This is a genomic window from Pseudomonas sp. MOIL14HWK12:I2, assembly GCF_000510745.1.
GTDB lineage: Bacteria > Pseudomonadota > Gammaproteobacteria > Pseudomonadales > Pseudomonadaceae > Chryseomonas > Chryseomonas oryzihabitans.
The window spans coordinates 437,940-453,803 of sequence record NZ_KI783314.1; the positions used below are offsets into that span (position 1 = coordinate 437,940).

At 66.4% G+C, this 15,864-nt stretch carries 17 protein-coding genes and 1 other RNA gene; 12 read left to right on the forward strand and 6 right to left on the reverse strand.

Features of this window, described 5'->3' with window-relative positions:
- Positions 1-129 precede the first annotated feature (129 nt).
- Positions 130-468, reverse strand: coding sequence for an osmotically-inducible lipoprotein OsmE (gene osmE, locus PSK12I2_RS0123130; protein WP_007162073.1), 339 nt, complete (start codon positions 466-468; stop codon positions 130-132).
- Between the two features lie 279 nt (positions 469-747).
- Here osmE and PSK12I2_RS0123135 point away from each other — a divergent pair, with 279 nt between their 5' ends.
- Both PSK12I2_RS0123135 and PSK12I2_RS0123140 read left to right on the forward strand, forming a co-directional pair.
- Positions 748-1,968, forward strand: a complete 1,221-nt coding sequence (locus PSK12I2_RS0123135) for an N-acetylmuramoyl-L-alanine amidase (RefSeq protein ID WP_007162072.1) — start codon at positions 748-750, stop codon at positions 1,966-1,968.
- Positions 1,965-2,369, forward strand: coding sequence for a hypothetical protein (locus tag PSK12I2_RS0123140; RefSeq protein ID WP_007162071.1), 405 nt, complete (start codon positions 1,965-1,967; stop codon positions 2,367-2,369). The genes PSK12I2_RS0123135 and PSK12I2_RS0123140 overlap by 4 nt, the downstream gene beginning before the upstream one ends.
- 7 nt (positions 2,370-2,376) lie before the next feature.
- Here PSK12I2_RS0123140 and PSK12I2_RS0123145 read toward each other — a convergent pair whose 3' ends face one another.
- Positions 2,377-3,030 (reverse strand): sulfite oxidase-like oxidoreductase, encoded by a 654-nt coding sequence (locus PSK12I2_RS0123145; protein WP_027600262.1) that lies wholly within the window; start codon positions 3,028-3,030, stop codon positions 2,377-2,379.
- A gap of 148 nt (positions 3,031-3,178) precedes the next feature.
- On the opposite strand from PSK12I2_RS0123145, the gene PSK12I2_RS0123150 reads away from it, so the two are divergent.
- The gene (locus PSK12I2_RS0123150; RefSeq protein ID WP_027600263.1) at positions 3,179-3,415 is read left to right on the forward strand and encodes a DUF2171 domain-containing protein; all 237 of its coding nucleotides are present in this window, start codon (positions 3,179-3,181) and stop codon (positions 3,413-3,415) included.
- A gap of 65 nt (positions 3,416-3,480) precedes the next feature.
- Here the strand turns inward: PSK12I2_RS0123150 and PSK12I2_RS0123155 are convergent, their stop codons facing one another.
- The 4 genes from PSK12I2_RS0123155 to PSK12I2_RS0123170 are packed head-to-tail and all read right to left on the reverse strand — an operon-like array spanning position 3,481 to position 6,834.
- Positions 3,481-4,053: a BON domain-containing protein gene (locus PSK12I2_RS0123155; protein WP_007162068.1), complete on the reverse strand. Its 573-nt coding sequence runs from the start codon at positions 4,051-4,053 to the stop codon at positions 3,481-3,483.
- Positions 4,050-4,643, reverse strand: a complete 594-nt coding sequence (locus PSK12I2_RS0123160; protein WP_007162067.1) for a phosphoheptose isomerase — start codon at positions 4,641-4,643, stop codon at positions 4,050-4,052. The genes PSK12I2_RS0123155 and PSK12I2_RS0123160 overlap by 4 nt, the downstream gene beginning before the upstream one ends.
- Positions 4,644-4,675: 32 nt before the next feature.
- Positions 4,676-5,050: a YraN family protein gene (locus PSK12I2_RS0123165; protein WP_027600264.1), complete on the reverse strand. Its 375-nt coding sequence runs from the start codon at positions 5,048-5,050 to the stop codon at positions 4,676-4,678.
- Entirely contained in the window at positions 5,047-6,834 is a 1,788-nt protein-coding gene (locus tag PSK12I2_RS0123170; protein WP_027600265.1) for a penicillin-binding protein activator, read from the reverse strand. The genes PSK12I2_RS0123165 and PSK12I2_RS0123170 overlap by 4 nt, the downstream gene beginning before the upstream one ends.
- Positions 6,835-6,957: 123 nt before the next feature.
- On the opposite strand from PSK12I2_RS0123170, the gene rsmI reads away from it, so the two are divergent.
- The 9 genes from rsmI to mraY all read left to right on the forward strand — a co-directional run bounded on the left by rsmI (position 6,958) and on the right by mraY (position 15,860).
- Positions 6,958-7,803, forward strand: a complete 846-nt coding sequence (rsmI, locus tag PSK12I2_RS0123175) for a 16S rRNA (cytidine(1402)-2'-O)-methyltransferase (RefSeq protein ID WP_051398790.1) — start codon at positions 6,958-6,960, stop codon at positions 7,801-7,803.
- A gap of 61 nt (positions 7,804-7,864) precedes the next feature.
- An RNA gene (gene rnpB, locus PSK12I2_RS24440) (RNase P RNA component class A) lies at positions 7,865-8,220 on the forward strand.
- Positions 8,221-8,508: 288 nt separating this feature from the next.
- The gene (gene mraZ, locus PSK12I2_RS0123180) at positions 8,509-8,964 is read left to right on the forward strand and encodes a division/cell wall cluster transcriptional repressor MraZ (protein ID WP_007162063.1); all 456 of its coding nucleotides are present in this window, start codon (positions 8,509-8,511) and stop codon (positions 8,962-8,964) included.
- 2 nt (positions 8,965-8,966) lie between these two features.
- Positions 8,967-9,908, forward strand: a complete 942-nt coding sequence (gene rsmH / locus PSK12I2_RS0123185; RefSeq protein ID WP_027600267.1) for a 16S rRNA (cytosine(1402)-N(4))-methyltransferase RsmH — start codon at positions 8,967-8,969, stop codon at positions 9,906-9,908.
- Positions 9,905-10,198 (forward strand): cell division protein FtsL, encoded by a 294-nt coding sequence (gene ftsL, locus PSK12I2_RS0123190; RefSeq protein WP_007162061.1) that lies wholly within the window; start codon positions 9,905-9,907, stop codon positions 10,196-10,198. Before rsmH ends, ftsL begins: the two co-directional genes overlap by 4 nt.
- A gap of 59 nt (positions 10,199-10,257) precedes the next feature.
- A complete protein-coding gene (locus PSK12I2_RS0123195) occupies positions 10,258-11,952 on the forward strand; it encodes a peptidoglycan D,D-transpeptidase FtsI family protein (RefSeq protein WP_371100895.1) in 1,695 nt (564 codons plus the stop codon).
- The gene (locus tag PSK12I2_RS0123200; RefSeq protein ID WP_027600269.1) at positions 11,949-13,418 is read left to right on the forward strand and encodes a UDP-N-acetylmuramoyl-L-alanyl-D-glutamate--2,6-diaminopimelate ligase; all 1,470 of its coding nucleotides are present in this window, start codon (positions 11,949-11,951) and stop codon (positions 13,416-13,418) included. Before PSK12I2_RS0123195 ends, PSK12I2_RS0123200 begins: the two co-directional genes overlap by 4 nt.
- The gene (murF, locus tag PSK12I2_RS0123205; protein ID WP_027600270.1) at positions 13,411-14,778 is read left to right on the forward strand and encodes a UDP-N-acetylmuramoyl-tripeptide--D-alanyl-D-alanine ligase; all 1,368 of its coding nucleotides are present in this window, start codon (positions 13,411-13,413) and stop codon (positions 14,776-14,778) included. Before PSK12I2_RS0123200 ends, murF begins: the two co-directional genes overlap by 8 nt.
- Positions 14,778-15,860, forward strand: coding sequence for a phospho-N-acetylmuramoyl-pentapeptide-transferase (gene mraY, locus PSK12I2_RS0123210; protein ID WP_027600271.1), 1,083 nt, complete (start codon positions 14,778-14,780; stop codon positions 15,858-15,860). The genes murF and mraY overlap by 1 nt, the downstream gene beginning before the upstream one ends.
- Positions 15,861-15,864 lie beyond the last annotated feature (4 nt).

Genomic DNA, 15,864 nt, shown 5'->3' on the forward strand with positions numbered 1-15,864 from the left:
AGTGCAGGAGGTTGGCGCAGCGGTCGGGGATGGCGAGGGCCCATGGTGCTGCCGCTCGCCCATCCTGTCCATCAGACGCCGCCAGCGTCATTCAGGACACCCGGCCTGGCTGGCCGGTCAGTGCCCGGCTCAGGCGCGGTCGGCGCTTTCGCAGGTTTCGAAGTCCTTGCTGTCGACGCGGTTCATGCTATCGAAGCCGATCGAATAGACCTGCTCCTTGCCGTCCTTGTTGAGCACATAGTTGTTGCAGGTGCCGGGGCGGTACTTGCGGGTATAGGTGCTCGACGGGGTACCGCCGATGCGCAGCACGTCAGCCTTGCTCATGCCCTTGTCCACCTGCTTCACCAGGGGTTGCTCGCGAAATTCGACGCGGCCCACGGTGTAGTCGGCGGTGTTCTTTACCGAGGCGCAGCCCGCCAGCACGGTGCCAGCCAGCAGGGCGGTCGCGACTGCAATCTTCTTGTTCATGGTGTGATCCCTTCAAAGGCGGAAGTGCCTGACACTTCGACGATGGCGGCGCCGATAAATTCGCTCTCCGTCGCACTTCTCGCCGTTTGCCGCTTTGACGGATCACCCACTGGCGACGGCAAGTGACTGTATCTAAAGCTGATTCTGCAAACGAACGCTATGCCCCCGTTTTTTAAGGATTATTTTGTCCGAACGGCAGTTGACAGGGGCCGGGCGGCAGGCGATCTTTAGCGTTATGTTGTAACTTCCCAGCCGTTTCTCGTTTCTCGCGAGGACCTCATGAATCGCCGTCGTCTGCTCAATCTGATCCTGGCTGGCATGACCTTGCCCGTCGGGTTGCCGGCGTTCGCCGCCCGGCAGCAACTCAAGGGTGCCCGGGCCTGGCAGGATGCCGACAAGCTCCGCCTGGTGTTCGATCTCACCGGGCCGGTCCGCTACAAGACCTTCACCCTGGTCGCGCCGGACCGCATCATTCTCGATCTCGCCGATACCCAGGCGCCGGCGGTACTCAATCATCTCGCCCTGCAGGGGTCGCCGGTGCGCGCCGTGCGCAGCGCCCACTACGGCGCCCAGGACACCCGGGTGGTGCTGGAACTGGCCCATCCGGTGGAGGTGGAGAGCTTCATCCTCGGTCCGGGCGAAGGCGCGGCCAATCGCCTGGTGCTGGATCTCAAGCGGGCCGGGGCGCCGGCGGTGGCCGCGCGCAAGCCGGTCGACGCCGAGCCGCCGCTGGAGGTCAAGCGCGGCAAGGGCCTGGCCACGGGTCGCGACATCATGGTGGTGGTCGATGCCGGTCACGGCGGCAAGGACCCGGGAGCGCTGAGCGCGCGCGGTGATCGGGAAAAGGACATCGCCCTGATCGTGGCGCAGAATCTGGCGCGGCGGATCAATCTGCAGAAGGGCTTCAAGGCCAAGCTGGTGCGCAACGACGACTTCTTCGTGCCGCTGCGCAAGCGCGTCGAGGTCGCCCGCAGCTACAACGCCGACATGTTCGTCTCGGTGCATGCCGATGCCGCGCCACGCCGCACCGCCTACGGTGCCTCGGTCTATGCCCTGTCGGAGCGGGGCGCGACCTCCACCACGGCGCGCTTCCTGGCCGACAGCGAGAACAACGTCGACCTGATCGGCGCCAACGAGATTCTCAAGGGCCGCGACCCCATGCTCGCCGGCGTGCTGCTGGACATGTCGATGAACGCCACCATCTCGTCGAGCCTGGACCTGGGCCACAAGGTGCTGGGGCAATTGTCGAGCATCACCAACCTGCACCAGAAACGAGTGGAGCAGGCGGGCTTCGCTGTGCTCAAATCGCCCGACATCCCCTCGATCCTGGTCGAGACGGGCTTCATTTCCAATGATCGCGATTGCCGACGCCTACTCGACAGTCGCCACCAGAAGCAGCTGGCCGATTCCATCTTTGCCGGACTGCATGGCTATTTCCAGGAGCGCCCCCCGCTGGGCACCTACCTGGCCAGCCTCAAGAACACCCAAGGAGTGACATGAGTTTGCAAGACAAGGCGCGTCGTTACTGGCGCGTGGTGGTGCTGGTGATAGGTGCGCTCTGTGTCGTGGCCGGGTTGATCGGCTACGGTCAGGGCGGTGGCGACAAGCAGGGCAGTGCCCAGGAAGGCTTCGTCAACAAGGTCTGGCAGATCAAGACCAGCAACAGCATCGAGCCGGGAATGCTCTACGTCTTTCTCAGCGATGGCACCCTGGTGATGGCCTCGCCGAGCAGCCAGCCCTCCCTGGGCCGCTGGACGCGCACCGAGAAGGGCCTGAACCTGATCGAGGAAGGCATCACCTATCCCACGGAAATCCTCAGCCTCTCGCGCGACGAATTCCGTATCCGCAGCCTCAATCCCGGCGATCCGGTGGAGCTGCAGCTGGCTCCGGCGGCGCGTTGAGACGCCCTCAGGCGTCGTCGGCGTAGCGCTGTTCCTGCCAGGGGTCGCCGCGGTCGTGATAGCCGCGCATTTCCCAGAAGCCCGGCGTGTCGCCGACCCGGAAGTCGATGCGCCTGAGCCATTTGGCGCTCTTCCACAGATAGAGGTGCGGGATCATTGCCCGCACCGGCCCGCCGTGCTCGGTGGTCAGCGGCTGACCCTCCCAGCTGTGGACCAGCATGGCACCCGGTACGGCGAAATCCGTAAGAGGCAGGTTGGTGATGTAGCCGTCGTAGCTGTGCAGGAGCACATGGGTCGCCTCGTCCCGCGGCTGCACTTCGTCGAGCAATTCGCTTACCGGCAGGCCGATCCAATGATTGTCATAGCGTGACCAGGTGGTGACGCAGTGCATGTCGCTGACGGCCTGGCTGGTCGCCCGCGCCGCGAAGGTCTCCCAGTTCCAGCGCAGCGTCCTGCGCACTGCGCCGGTCACCGCCAGTTGCCAGCGCTCCCGGCTGACCTCCGGCCGCACCCCCAGATCCAGGACCGGCCAGTTGCTAACGCGATGCTGGCCGGGCGGCAACCGCTCGCTTTCCGGACGGGCGCCCTGGCCGGTGAGGAAACGGCCCTCCTGGGCCCAGCGTTCCTTGGAACGGGTCAGCTTGCTTGGCTCATCGCTCATCGAGGGATCCTCTTCACAGGTCGTGGGCTTCTGACCGCCATGATGGCCTTTCGTCGGCACAGGCCGAACCCAGACGGCGTCTTGCGCCTCCTATCCTGCAGGCACTCAGAGAGGCGCCTCCTTTTTCTTAACCTGCCGGAGAACGACCATGGTAGATGCAACCCAGATCAAAGAGCATGCGGAAGTCGTCGGTTCGGACGGCCAGCACGTGGGCACCGTCGACCATATGGAAGGCGCCGATCGCATCAAGCTGACCAAGCGCGATCAGGATGCCCAGGGCAAGCACCACTACATCCCGCTGAGCTGGGTCCAGTCCGTGGAAGGCAGCCAGGTGCGCCTGGTCAAGACCCGCGACGAAGCCGAGCGCGAGTGGCAGGCCGCCTGAGGCGCCTGGCACAGCAACAAAAAGCCCCGCACTGGCGGGGCTTTTTGTTGGCCGGCGAATAGGGATCAGTTGATGTATTCGAACAGCTTGACGATGCGCTGCACGCCCGAGACGCTCTGGATCAGCTGCACGGCGTGGGCGGCTTCCTGCTGGGTTACCAGGCCCAGGAGGTAGACGATGCCGTTTTCGGTGACCACCTTGATGCGCGAGCCGGGGATGTCCTCGTCGGCGAACATCTGGGTCTTGATGCGGGTGGTCAGCCAGGAATCGTTGCTGCGCGCCAGCAGCGAGGAGTTGCCGGTCACCTGCAATTCGTTGTGGACGGTCTTGACCCGCTGCACGCTGCGCACGGCCTGTTCGGCCTGGGCCTTGAGATCGGCCCGCGGCGTCTGGCCAGCGATCAGCACCACGCCGTTGTAGCTCACCACCACGATGTGCGAGCTGGCGAGATCAGCATTGGCCTTGGAGATGTTGACCGAGGCCTTGGTCTCGATCAGGGCATCGTCCACGGTGCTGCCCAGGGTACGGGTGCCGCGGTTGTCGTCGATGGGCTTGTCGCGGCTGGCGGTGACCACGTTGCTGCAGCCGGCGACCGCAAAGGACAGCGCCAGGATGGCGAGCAGAGGAGCCTTCTTCATTCTTCGCTTCCAAACAGTTGCTGATCGATCTGGTCGCACAGGCAGTGGATCACCAGCAGGTGCACTTCCTGGATGCGGGCGGTGACCTTGGCCGGCACGCGGATCTCGACGTCTTCGGGCAGCAGCAGGGAGGCCATGCCACCGCCGTCGCGGCCGGTGAGAGCGACCACGGTCATCTCGCGGTCGTGGGCGGCCTGGATCGCCTGGATCACGTTGGCCGAGTTGCCGCTGGTGGAGATGGCCAGGAGGATGTCGCCCGGCTGACCCAGGGCCCGGATTTGCTTGGAGAACACCTCGTTGTAGCTGTAGTCGTTGGCGATGGAGGTCAGCGTCGAGGTGTCGGTGGTCAGGGCCAGGGCCGGCAGGCTGGGACGCTCGCGCTCGAAGCGATTCAGCAGTTCCGAGGAGAAGTGCTGGGCATCGCCGGCGGAACCGCCGTTGCCACAGGTGAGAATCTTGCCTTCGTTGAGCAGGGCCGCAACCATGACCTGGCTGGCCAGATCGATATGCGGAATCAGGACTTCCATGGCCTGACGCTTGGTTTCGATGCTGTCCCGGAAGAGTTTCTGGATGCGGGCGTGGGTGTCCATCGCGATATCTTTGACCTGTGCTGTAGAGGGCCTCAGGCGTCGAAGGCCTGTTTGATCCATTCGAGTGCCTGAGGGGATGCGTCGGCCCCGGGGCCGATCGCGATCACGTCGAAACGACAAGGCCGCTTGGCCCAGCGCGCTTCGGATTGCAGAAAGAGGGCGGCGCTGTTGACCAGTCGCTGCCGCTTGCGGGCATCTATGCTTTCCGCGGCGCCGCCCCAGGCGGTATGCCTGCGGGCGCGTACCTCGACGAATACTACTGTATCGCCGTCGAGCATGACCAGATCGAGCTCGCCACCCTGCCAGCGCCAGTTGCGGTCCAGCAGGTGCAGACCGCGCGTCTGCAGGAACTGCAGCGCGCGATCCTCGGCCTGCCGGCCGCACTGGAGGTGCGGCGCCTGCTTCACGGGGTGCTGAGCGAGGCCGGCACGCTGGTGGTGGGCAGCGGCGCATTGCTGGCCGGCAGCGGCTGGGCCACGCCGTTGCGGAATTCCGCCCAGGGCAGGTGACGCACCACGCGCTGATCGGGCGCCACGCTCAGGTTGCCGGACAGGCCGGGCAGCTCGGAGTTGGGCAGGGCCTTGAGCTGCTGCAGGTGCAGCGCCAGCAGGTAGGCGTCGGCGCCCATGGCGTAGAGGCGACCGATGCTGGTGCCGGCCTGGGGCCACTGGGCGGTGATCTTGGCGCGCAACGGATTGCTCGGGTCGAGCAGCCAGGGCGTTTCGCAGAACAGGATGCCGTTGAGGTCCTGGTTCACGCCGGGTTCATTGACCCCGCTGTTGAGGTTGGAGGTGGCGTACACCGGCAGATCGCGGGCGTTCTGGTAGACCAGGATCGGCTTGATCTGGCGGGCCTGGGCCGGGGTCGAGGCGAGGAAGATGAAGTCCATGCCCTGGCGCATCTGCAGCAGGCTGCTGATGCGATTGGCGATCTCGACCGGCTGGCCGATGCGCTCGGCGGCGACCAGGCGACCGCCCAGTTGCTGCCACTCGTTCTGGAAGGCAGCCAGCACGCGGGCACCCCAGTCACCCTGGGGCACCATGGCGCCGGCACTGCGCTTGCCATCGGCCCAGGCGCGGCGCGCGGCTTCGCGGGCCTCGTCCTCGGCGGCCAGGCCGAACTGGAAGAGTTGCGGCGGCTGAGCGCCCTGGCTGTCGCCATAGTTCAGCGCCAGGGTGTTGATCGGCAGCTGCGGGCGATCGCCGAGCTGCTTGACGAAGTTCTTCTCCAGCGGACCCACTACCAGCTGGATACCGGCGGCCTGGGCCTGGCGGTAGAAGGCGTCCAGCGAGCCCATCTGGGTGCTGTCGTAGACGGTCACGGCCGGCGCACTCTGGCCGGCGGCCAGGGCTTCGTAGCGGGCGGCCATGAAGCCGTCCTGCAGCGCGCGGGAGACGCCGGCGAGCTGACCCTGCAGGGGCAGCAGCAGGGCGACGCGATTGAGCGGTTCCCGCGCCAGGGTCTTCAGGCGCTCCAGATCATCGGGCAGGTTGCGCGCGGCGGGATGACCGGGGTGCTGCTTCTGCCAGTCCTCGATGGCGGCCAGCTGCTGATCCAGCGCCAGGTTGCCGCGGGTGATGGCGGCCAGCGCCAGCCAGCCATTGAGATCGGCGTCCTTCACGCTCTGGCGCAGTTGCGCATCCGGCAGGCTGGTGATCAGTTGCCAGATCTGCTCGCGATTGTCGTGGGCGGCATCGCCGTCCAGCAGCGGACCGAGAAAGATCCGCTCCTGGGCGGCGGCGAGCGGCTGGCCGTTGGCGGCCTGGGCATCGGCCTTGGTCAGGCCGCTGCGGATCTGCTGCTGGGCCGGCAATTCGCCCAGCTGGGCGAAACTCGGATGGTCGAAGCGCTTGACGGCCTGCGCCGGCTGCTTGTCGAGCAGGTCGAGCTGGGCCAGCAGGGTCTGGGCGAACATCTGCTGGGCCGGCTTGAGGCCTTCGAGATTGATGGAGCCCAGGATCTGCCGCGCTTCGCGGGAGTTCTGCTGGGCATAGGCCTTGTCGGCGGCGGTCAGGCGCAGCAGATTGGCCTGCTCGGACTGACTGGAGCCGGCCTGGTTCAGCAGTTGCTCGATGCTGGCCTGGCTGGGCTGGGGCAGGTCGCCGAGGGAGTTGTTGACGGGCGAGCTGCTGCAGGCGGCGAGCAGGGCGAAGGCGGTGGCGCAGAGCAGCGGACGCAGGCGGAACTTCATGCTGTGGTTCCTGAGCAAATGTCTGGAAAGGGGGCGATTGTCTCACAGCACCCAAGCGCTGCGAACGCCGAGGGCGAGAGCGGCGTACACTGTTGGGCTATTTCCAGTCCGTCAGGTTTCATCATGATTTCGCCGGGTACTCTTTATGTGGTTGCCACGCCCATCGGCAACCTGGACGACATCACCACCCGCGCGCTCAAGGTGCTGCGCGACGTGGCCCTGATCGCCGCCGAAGACACCCGTCATTCGGCGCGCCTGCTGCGCCATTTCGGCATCGAGACGCCCCTCGCGGCCTGCCACGACCACAACGAACGCGATGCCGGTGGCCGCTTCATCACCCGGCTGCTGGCGGGGGACGATGTGGCCCTGATCTCCGATGCGGGCACGCCGCTGATTTCCGATCCGGGTTTCCATCTGGTACGGGCAGCGCGCGCCCAGGGCATCAAGGTCTCGCCGATACCGGGCGCCTGCGCGCTGATCGCGGCGCTGTCGGCAGCCGGGCTGCCCTCGGATCGCTTCAGCTTCGAAGGCTTCCTGCCCGCCAAGGCGGTGGGCCGGCAGGGGCGCCTGGCGGCCCTGCGCGAAGACCCGCGCACCCTGATCTTCTACGAGGCGCCCCATCGGCTTGAGGATTGCGTGGCCGACATGGTGAGCACCTTCGGGCCTGAACGGCACATCGTGCTGGGTCGCGAATTGACCAAGACCTTCGAGACCCTGCGCGGCTTGCCCGCTGGCGAGCTGCTGGCCTGGATCCGCGCGGATCTGGATCAGCAGCGCGGCGAGTGCGTGCTGCTGGTGGCCGGTTGGGCGGCGACCGAGGACGCCGAGGTCGATGCCGAGACCCTGCGCATCCTCGATCTGCTGCTGGCCGAGCTGCCGATCAAGCGCGCCGCCGCCCTGGCCGCCCAGATCACCGGCGCGCGCAAGAATCTGCTCTATCAGCTGGCGCTGGAGCGCAAGGGCGAGTAGGGCGAATTAGTGGGCATCTTTCCTTGTTATCCGCCCCCAGTCTCTATACCCTTGCGCCGCGAGAGCCGACCGGGCAGTCGCTGTCGTGATCCGCAAGGGTTGCGAGGGAGGAAAGTCCGGGCTCCATAGGGCGAGGTGCCAGGTAACGCCTGGGAGGCGTGAGCCTACGGAAAGTGCCACAGAAAATAACCGCCTAAGCGCGCAAGCGCCGGTAAGGGTGAAAAGGTGCGGTAAGAGCGCACCGCACGGCTGGCAACAGTTCGTGGCTAGGTAAACCCCACCTGGAGCAAGACCAAATAGGAATCCATAGGCGTGGCCCGCGCTGGATTCGGGTAGGTCGCTAGAGGCAATCAGCGATGGTTGTCCCAGAGGAATGACTGTCCTCGACAGAACCCGGCTTACAGGTCGGCTCTCGCACCCCCTCCCTCCTGGGCCCCTGCGCCCGGGCTTGTGACCTCTTCTTGAGACATCACTTTAATCAATTGAGCCAATCAATTGACTTCATTTCCGTTTGTCGGAAATCGATGTCGTTCGTCCTGGTCGTGAACTCGTGCAATTTGCTCGAAATCCCCGTCCCACGCGGCCTGGGAACCCCCTCGCTTACCTTGACTGAAAGCGGCCCTCCTCAATATAGTGGCGGCCGGTGGTACGAAGTGGGGCGAAGTGGGATTTAATGGCAAGGACAGCCTATTAGAGGACGCGAAATTGTTCCGGGGAGCGAACGCCATCAGTCTCGACGCCAAGGGGCGCGCCGCGATGCCGAGCCGGTATCGTGACGAGCTGCTGGAGCGTTGTGCCGGCCAGCTCATCGTGACGATCGATGCCGTCGACCCCTGCCTTTGCGTCTATCCACTCCCGGAATGGGAAATCATCGAAAGCAAGCTGCGGCAGTTGCCCTCGCTACGCGAGGAGACTCGCCGCTTGCAGCGCTTGCTGATCGGCAATGCGGTGGATCTGGAGCTCGACGGCAGTGGCCGCTTCCTGGTTCCGCCGCGCCTGCGTGAATACGCCAAGCTGGACCGGCGCGTGATGCTGGTCGGGCAGCTCAACAAGTTCCAGTTATGGGATGAGGATGCCTGGAGTGCCGTGTGCGACGCGGATCTCCTGGCGATTAAGGAACCCGGCGGTATGCCGGATGAAATGCGCGATTTGATCCTGTGACCATGAACCCAGTCTTCCACCACGTCTCCGTTCTCCTGGACGAGGCCGTACAGGCATTGGCGATCCAGCCTGCCGGCCGTTATCTGGACGGCACCTTCGGCCGCGGCGGACACAGCCGGGCCGTGCTGCGCCTGCTGGGTGGAGAAGGGCGGCTGCTGGGTTTCGACAAGGATCCCCAGGCGATCGCCGCCGGCCAGGCCCTGGCCACGGAAGACCCGCGATTCGAGATCGTCCAGCGCAGCTTCGCCGAGCTGGGCGATGAACTCGTCGGCCGGGGCTGGTCCGGTCAGGTCGATGGCGTGCTGCTGGATCTGGGCGTGTCCTCGCCCCAGCTCGACGATCCCGAGCGCGGTTTCAGCTTCATGCAGGACGGCCCCCTGGACATGCGCATGGATCCGAGTCGGGGGCAGAGCGCCGCCGCCTGGATCGCCACCGCGCCCGAGGCCGACATCGCCCAGGTATTCAAGGAATTCGGCGAAGAGCGTTTCGCCAAGCGCATGGCGCGTGCCGTGGTGCAGCGCCGTGAGGTCCAGCCCTTCGAGCGCACCGGCGACCTGGCCAAGGTGCTCACCGAGGCCAATCCGGCCTGGGAAAAGGGCAAGCATCCCGCGACGCGCGCCTTCCAGGGTCTGCGCATCTACATCAACCGCGAGCTGAGCGATCTGGAGCAGGGCCTGCAGGCCGCTTACGAGCAGCTGGCCGTGGGTGGCCGGCTGGTGGTGATCAGCTTCCACTCGCTGGAAGATCGCATCGTCAAACAGTTCATGCGCCGGCTGGCCAAGGGCGAGGCCGATCAGTTGCCGCGCGACCTGCCGATCCGCGCCACGGTCTTCGAGCCCTCGCTGCGCCTGCTGGGCAAGCCGGTCTATGCCGGCGAAGCCGAACTGGCCGCCAATCCCCGCGCGCGCAGCGCCGTGATGCGCGTTGCCGAGAAGCTGAAATGAGCCGGCTCTTCGTCAAGAAACTGCCCCTGGGCAGCAGCGTCATGCTGGTGCTGTTCGCCGGTGTGCTGCTGTCGGCGGTGGCCGTGGCCTATAGCGCCCACTGGAATCGCCAGCTGCTCAACACCCTCTATGGCGAAATGGCCATCCGCGACAAGGCCCAGGCCGAATACGGCCGGCTGCTGCTGGAGCAGAGCACCTGGACCGCCCACAGTCGCGTCGAGGCCCTGGCCAGCGGCCAGCTGCAGATGCGCATCCCCGATCCGGCCGAAATTCGGATGGTCAATCCGTGAAAGGCCTGATCGCGCGCCTGCCATGGCGCTTCAGCCTCATCATCGGGCTGTTGCTGGTCATGGTCGGCACCATCATCTGGCGCATCGTCGATCTGCACGTGATCGACCGGGCCTTTCTGAAGGGGCAGGGCGATGCGCGCAGCGTGCGCACCATCCCCATTCCCGCGCACCGCGGCCTGATCACTGACCGCAACGGCGAACCCCTGGCCGTGAGTACGCCGGTCACCACTCTGTGGATCAATCCCAAGGAGCTGCTGGGCGCCGAGGATCGCTGGGCGACCCTGGCCGATGCCGTCGGCCAGCCACGGGCGGAACTGGCCAAGCGCATCGAGCAGAACGCCAGCAAGGAATTCCTCTACCTGGCCCGCGGCCTCACGCCCGAACAGGGCGATGCGGTGATGACCCAGGTCAAGGCGCACAAGATTCCCGGTGTCTACGACATCGAGGAATTTCGGCGTTTCTATCCGGCGGGTGAAGTGGCGGCCCATGTGGTCGGCTTCACCGACATCGACGACCACGGGCGCGAGGGCATCGAACTGGCGTTCAACGAGTGGCTGTCCGGCGTGCCGGGTCGTCGGCAGGTGGTCAAGGACCGCCGCGGTCGGTTGATCCGCGATGTCCAGGTCGCCAAGAACGCCAAGCCGGGCAATACCCTGGCGCTGTCCATCGATCTGCGTCTGCAGTATCTCGCCGCGCGCGAACTGCGCAACGCCCTGACCCAGTTCGAAGCCGAGGCCGGCAGCCTGACCATCGTCGACGTCAAGACCGGCGAGGTCCTGGCGATGGTCAACATGCCCACCTACAACCCCAACAATCGCCGCAGTCTGGAACCGGCCGCCATGCGCAACCGGGCGATGATCGACGTGATGGAGCCCGGTTCGGTGATGAAGCCGATCTCCATGACCGCCGCGCTCGCCAGCGGCCGCTGGAAGCCTACCGACAAGGTCAACGTCTATCCCGGTTCGCTGCAGATCGGTCGCTACACCATCAAGGACGTCTCCCACAGCGACGGCGCCCTGGACCTGACCGGCATCCTCATCAAGTCCAGCAACGTCGGCATGAGCAAGATCGCCTTCGACGTCGGTGGCGAGAACATCTACAACGCCATGCGCGCCGTCGGCCTCGGCCAGGACACCGGTCTGGGCTTTCCCGGCGAGCGGGTCGGCAATCTGCCCAACCATCGCAACTGGCGTCCGGCCGAGACCGCGACCCTGTCCTATGGCTATGGCCTGGCGGTGACCGCCGTGCAACTGGCCCACGCCTATTCGGTGCTGGCCAACGACGGTCGCTCTGTGCCGCTGTCCATGGTGCGCCTGGACAAGGCCCCGCCCAGCGATCAGGCAGTGGAAGAACGCGTTGCCAAGACTCTGCAGGGCATGTTGCAACAGGTCGTGGAAGCCCCCGGTGGCGCCTTCCGCGCCCAGGTGCCGGGCTACCACGTCGCCGGCAAGAGTGGTACCGCGCGCAAGACCAGCACCGGTACCCGTGGCTATGCCGAGAATTCCTATCGCTCGCTGTTCGCCGGCTTCGGCCCCACCAGCAATCCGCGCCTGGCCGCGGTGGTGGTGATCGATCGTCCCAGCAAGGGCGGCTACTACGGCGGCGTGGTCTCGGCGCCGGTGTTCAGCCGCGTGATGTCCGGTGCCCTGCGCCTGATGAACATCCAGCCGGACAACCTGCAGCCGCTGCCCGTGCAGCAGGCCCAGGCCCATGCTGCCGCCAAACCGCTGCTGGTCGGGGAGCGTGATCGATGAGCCGTCTGCTGACCGACCTCCTGCCTGAAGCCACCGCCGCCGTCGATATCGGCGGTCTGGCGCTGGACAGCCGCGAAGTTCAGCCGGGTTTCCTGTTCCTCGCCATTCCCGGTCTGCACAGCGACGGCCGCGCCCATATCGCCGCTGCCGCCGAGCGCGGAGCCGCGGCCATCGCCTACGAAGCGAAGGACGCCCCCGCGCTGCCGACCCTGGACATTCCCCTGATCGCCGTCGAGGGTCTGGCCACCCAGCTTTCCGCCATCGCCGGGCGTTTTCACAACGAGCCCAGCCGGCGCCTGGCGCTGGTCGGCGTCACCGGTACCAATGGCAAGACCAGTATCAGCCAGCTGATCGCCCAGGCCTGCGACCTGCTCGGTCAGCGTTGCGGCATCGTCGGCACCCTGGGTAGCGGCTTTTATGGCGCCCTGGCCGAAGGCCGCCATACCACGCCGGATGCCCTCAAGCTGCAGGCGACCCTGGCCGAACTGGCCGAGGGTGGCGCCGCCACCGTGGCCATGGAAGTCTCTTCCCATGGCCTGGCCCAGGGCCGGGTGGCGGCGCTGGCCTTCAAGGTCGCGGTCTTCACCAATCTCTCCCGCGACCACCTCGATTATCACGGGACCTTGGTCGCCTATGGCGAAGCCAAGGCCCAGCTGTTCGCCTGGCCCGGGCTCGGCACCCGCGTCCTCAATCTGGATGACGCCTTTGGCCGCGAGCTGGCGGCTCGCCCCAGCCCGGCCGCGACCCTGACCTACAGCCTGAGCGATCCGGCCGCCAGCCTCCATTGCCAGGCCGTCCAGTTCGACGACCACGGCGTGCGCGCCCAGCTGGTCACCGCCCAGGGCACCGGCGAGCTGCGCAGCCAGCTGATCGGGCGCTTCAACCTGAGCAATTTGCTGGCCGCCATCGGTGCCCTGCTGGGTCTCGGTCATGCACTGGCCGACATCCTCGCCATCCTCCCGCAGCTGCAGGGCCCGGCCGGACGCATGCAGCGCCTGGGCGGCGCTGGGCGGCCGCTGGTGGTGGTGGACTACGCCCACACCCCCGACGCCCTGGACAAGGTGCTCACCGCCCTGCGGCCCCATGTGGGTGCCGAGGGTCGTCTGGTCTGCGTGTTCGGCTGTGGCGGCGATCGCGATCGCGGCAAGCGACCGGAGATGGCCGCGGTGGCCGAGCGCCTGGCCGATCAGGTGGTGGTGACCGACGACAACCCCCGTACCGAGGATCCGGCCGCCATCGTCGCCGACATCCGCGCCGGCTTCGCACAGCCCGAGCAGGTGAGCTTCGCCGGCCGGCGCGAGGTGGCGATCGCCCAGGCCGTGGCCGCGGCGACCGCCCAGGACATCGTGGTGCTGGCTGGCAAGGGCCACGAGCCCTACCAGGAGATCGCCGGTGTCCGCCATCCCTTTTCCGATCTCGACCAGGCCGAGCGGGCCCTGACCGCCTGGGAGCGACAGCATGCTTAGATCCTTCACCCTCACCGAAGTGGCCGAGGCCCTGACCGGCAACCTGCTGGGCGCCGATGCCCTGTTCGACGGCGTCGGCACCGACAGCCGCAAGGCCGTGGCCGGACAGCTCTTCGTCGCCCTGACCGGGCCGCGCTTCGATGGTCATGCCTATCTGGCCGACGTGGCTGCCCAGGGCGCCGCAGCGGCCCTGGTCGAGCGTGCCGTCCCCGAAGTGCACCTGCCCCAGTTGGTGGTGGCCGATACCCGCCTGGCGCTGGGTCGCCTGGGCGCCTTCAATCGTGACCTGTTCCAGGGCCGGCTCGCCGCCGTGACCGGCTCCAGTGGCAAGACCACGGTCAAGGAGCTGCTCGCCGCCATCCTGCGTCAGCAGGGCGCCACCCTGGCTACCCAAGGCAATCTGAACAACGACCTGGGCGCGCCCCTGACCCTGCTGCAACTGGCCGCCGAGCATGCCTATGGCGTCATCGAGCTGGGTGCTTCCCATGTCGGTGACATTGCCTACACCGTGAGCCTGACACGCCCGGATGTCGTTATCATTACCAACGCCGGCCAGGCCCATGTGGGCGAATTCGGCGGCGTCGATCGTATCGTCGAGGCCAAGGGCGAGATCATCGAAGGCGTGGGCGAGGGTGGCACCGTGGTGCTCAATCGCGACGACGCGGCCTTCGAGACCTGGCAGCGCCGCGCGGCCGGTCGCAAGGTCGTCGCCTTCGGCCTGGATGACCGCGCCGACGTCCGCGCCAGCGCGGTCACCCTGGACGCCCAGGGCCGCCCGAGCTTCCTCCTGCACACCGCCCAGGGCGAGGCGCCGGTCACCCTGCAACTGCTGGGCGCCCACAACGTCGGCAACGCCCTGGCCGCAGCTGCCGCCGCCCTCAGTCTGGGCCTGGAGCTGGCCACCGTCGCCCGTGGCCTCGCTACCGCGGCACCGGTCCAGGGCCGCACCCTGACCCGCACCAGCCAGCGCGGTGCCCAGGTCATCGACGACAGCTACAACGCCAACCCTGCGTCGGTGAAAGCCGGGATCGACCTGCTGGCGGCCCTGCCGGGCCGTCGGGTGGTGGTACTGGGCGACATCGCCGAGCTGGGCGAGTGGACCGAAGAGGGCCATCGCGACGTGGGCGAGCATGCCCGCGGCAAGGTGGACGCCTTCTACAGCGTCGGTCCCGCCATGGCCCATGCGGCCCGCGCCTACGGCGCCGCGGCCCGGCATTTCACCGATCGCGAACAGCTGATCGAGGCCCTGGCGGACGAGGACCGGGCCGGAACCACCCTGCTGATCAAGGGATCCCGCAGCGCCGCGATGGACAAGGTCGTCGCCGCGCTCTGCGCCATTAATACCGAGGAGAAACACTGATGCTGCTGCTGTTGGCGGAGTTCCTGCAACAGTTCTACAAGGGCTTCGCCGTCTTCCAATACCTCAGCCTGCGCGGCATTCTGGGCGTCCTGACCTCCCTGTTGCTGTCGTTGTGGCTCGGCCCCTGGATGATCCGCACCCTGCAGATCCGCCAGATCGGCCAGGCCGTGCGCAACGATGGCCCCCAATCGCACCTGTCCAAGTCCGGCACCCCCACCATGGGCGGCGCCCTGATCCTGACCACCATCGGCATCAGCACCCTGCTGTGGGCCGATCTGCACAACCGTTACGTCTGGACCGTGCTGGCGGTGACCTTCCTGTTCGGCGCCATCGGCTGGGTCGACGACTATCGCAAGGTGATCGAGAAGAACTCCCGGGGCCTGCCCAGTCGCTGGAAGTACTTCTGGCAATCGGTATTCGGCCTGGGGGCGGCGATCTTCCTCTATGTCACGGCCAAGGCGCCCATCGAAACCACGCTGATCCTGCCGCTGCTGAAGAACATCGAAATCCCGCTGGGGATTTTCTTCGTTGTGCTGACCTACTTCGTCATCGTCGGCTCCAGCAACGCGGTCAACCTCACCGATGGCCTCGACGGCCTGGCGATCATGCCCACCGTGATGGTCGGCGGCGCCCTGGGCATCTTCTGCTACCTGTCGGGCAACGTGAAATTCGCCGACTACCTGCTGATTCCCTATGTGGAGGGTTCCGGCGAGCTGATCGTCTTCTGCGGCGCCCTGATCGGCGCGGGCCTGGGGTTCCTCTGGTTCAACACCTATCCGGCCATGGTCTTCATGGGTGACGTCGGGGCTCTGGCGCTGGGCGCCGCCCTGGGCACCATCGCCGTGATCGTCCGTCAGGAAGTGGTGCTGTTCATCATGGGTGGCGTCTTCGTCATGGAGACCCTCTCGGTGGTCATCCAGGTCGCCTCCTTCAAGCTGACCGGCAAGCGCGTCTTCCGCATGGCGCCGATCCACCACCATTTCGAATTGAAGGGCTGGCCCGAACCGCGGGTCATCGTGCGCTTCTGGATCATCACCGTGATCCTGGTGCTGTTCGGTCTCGCCACCCTGAAGCTGAGGTAATCGC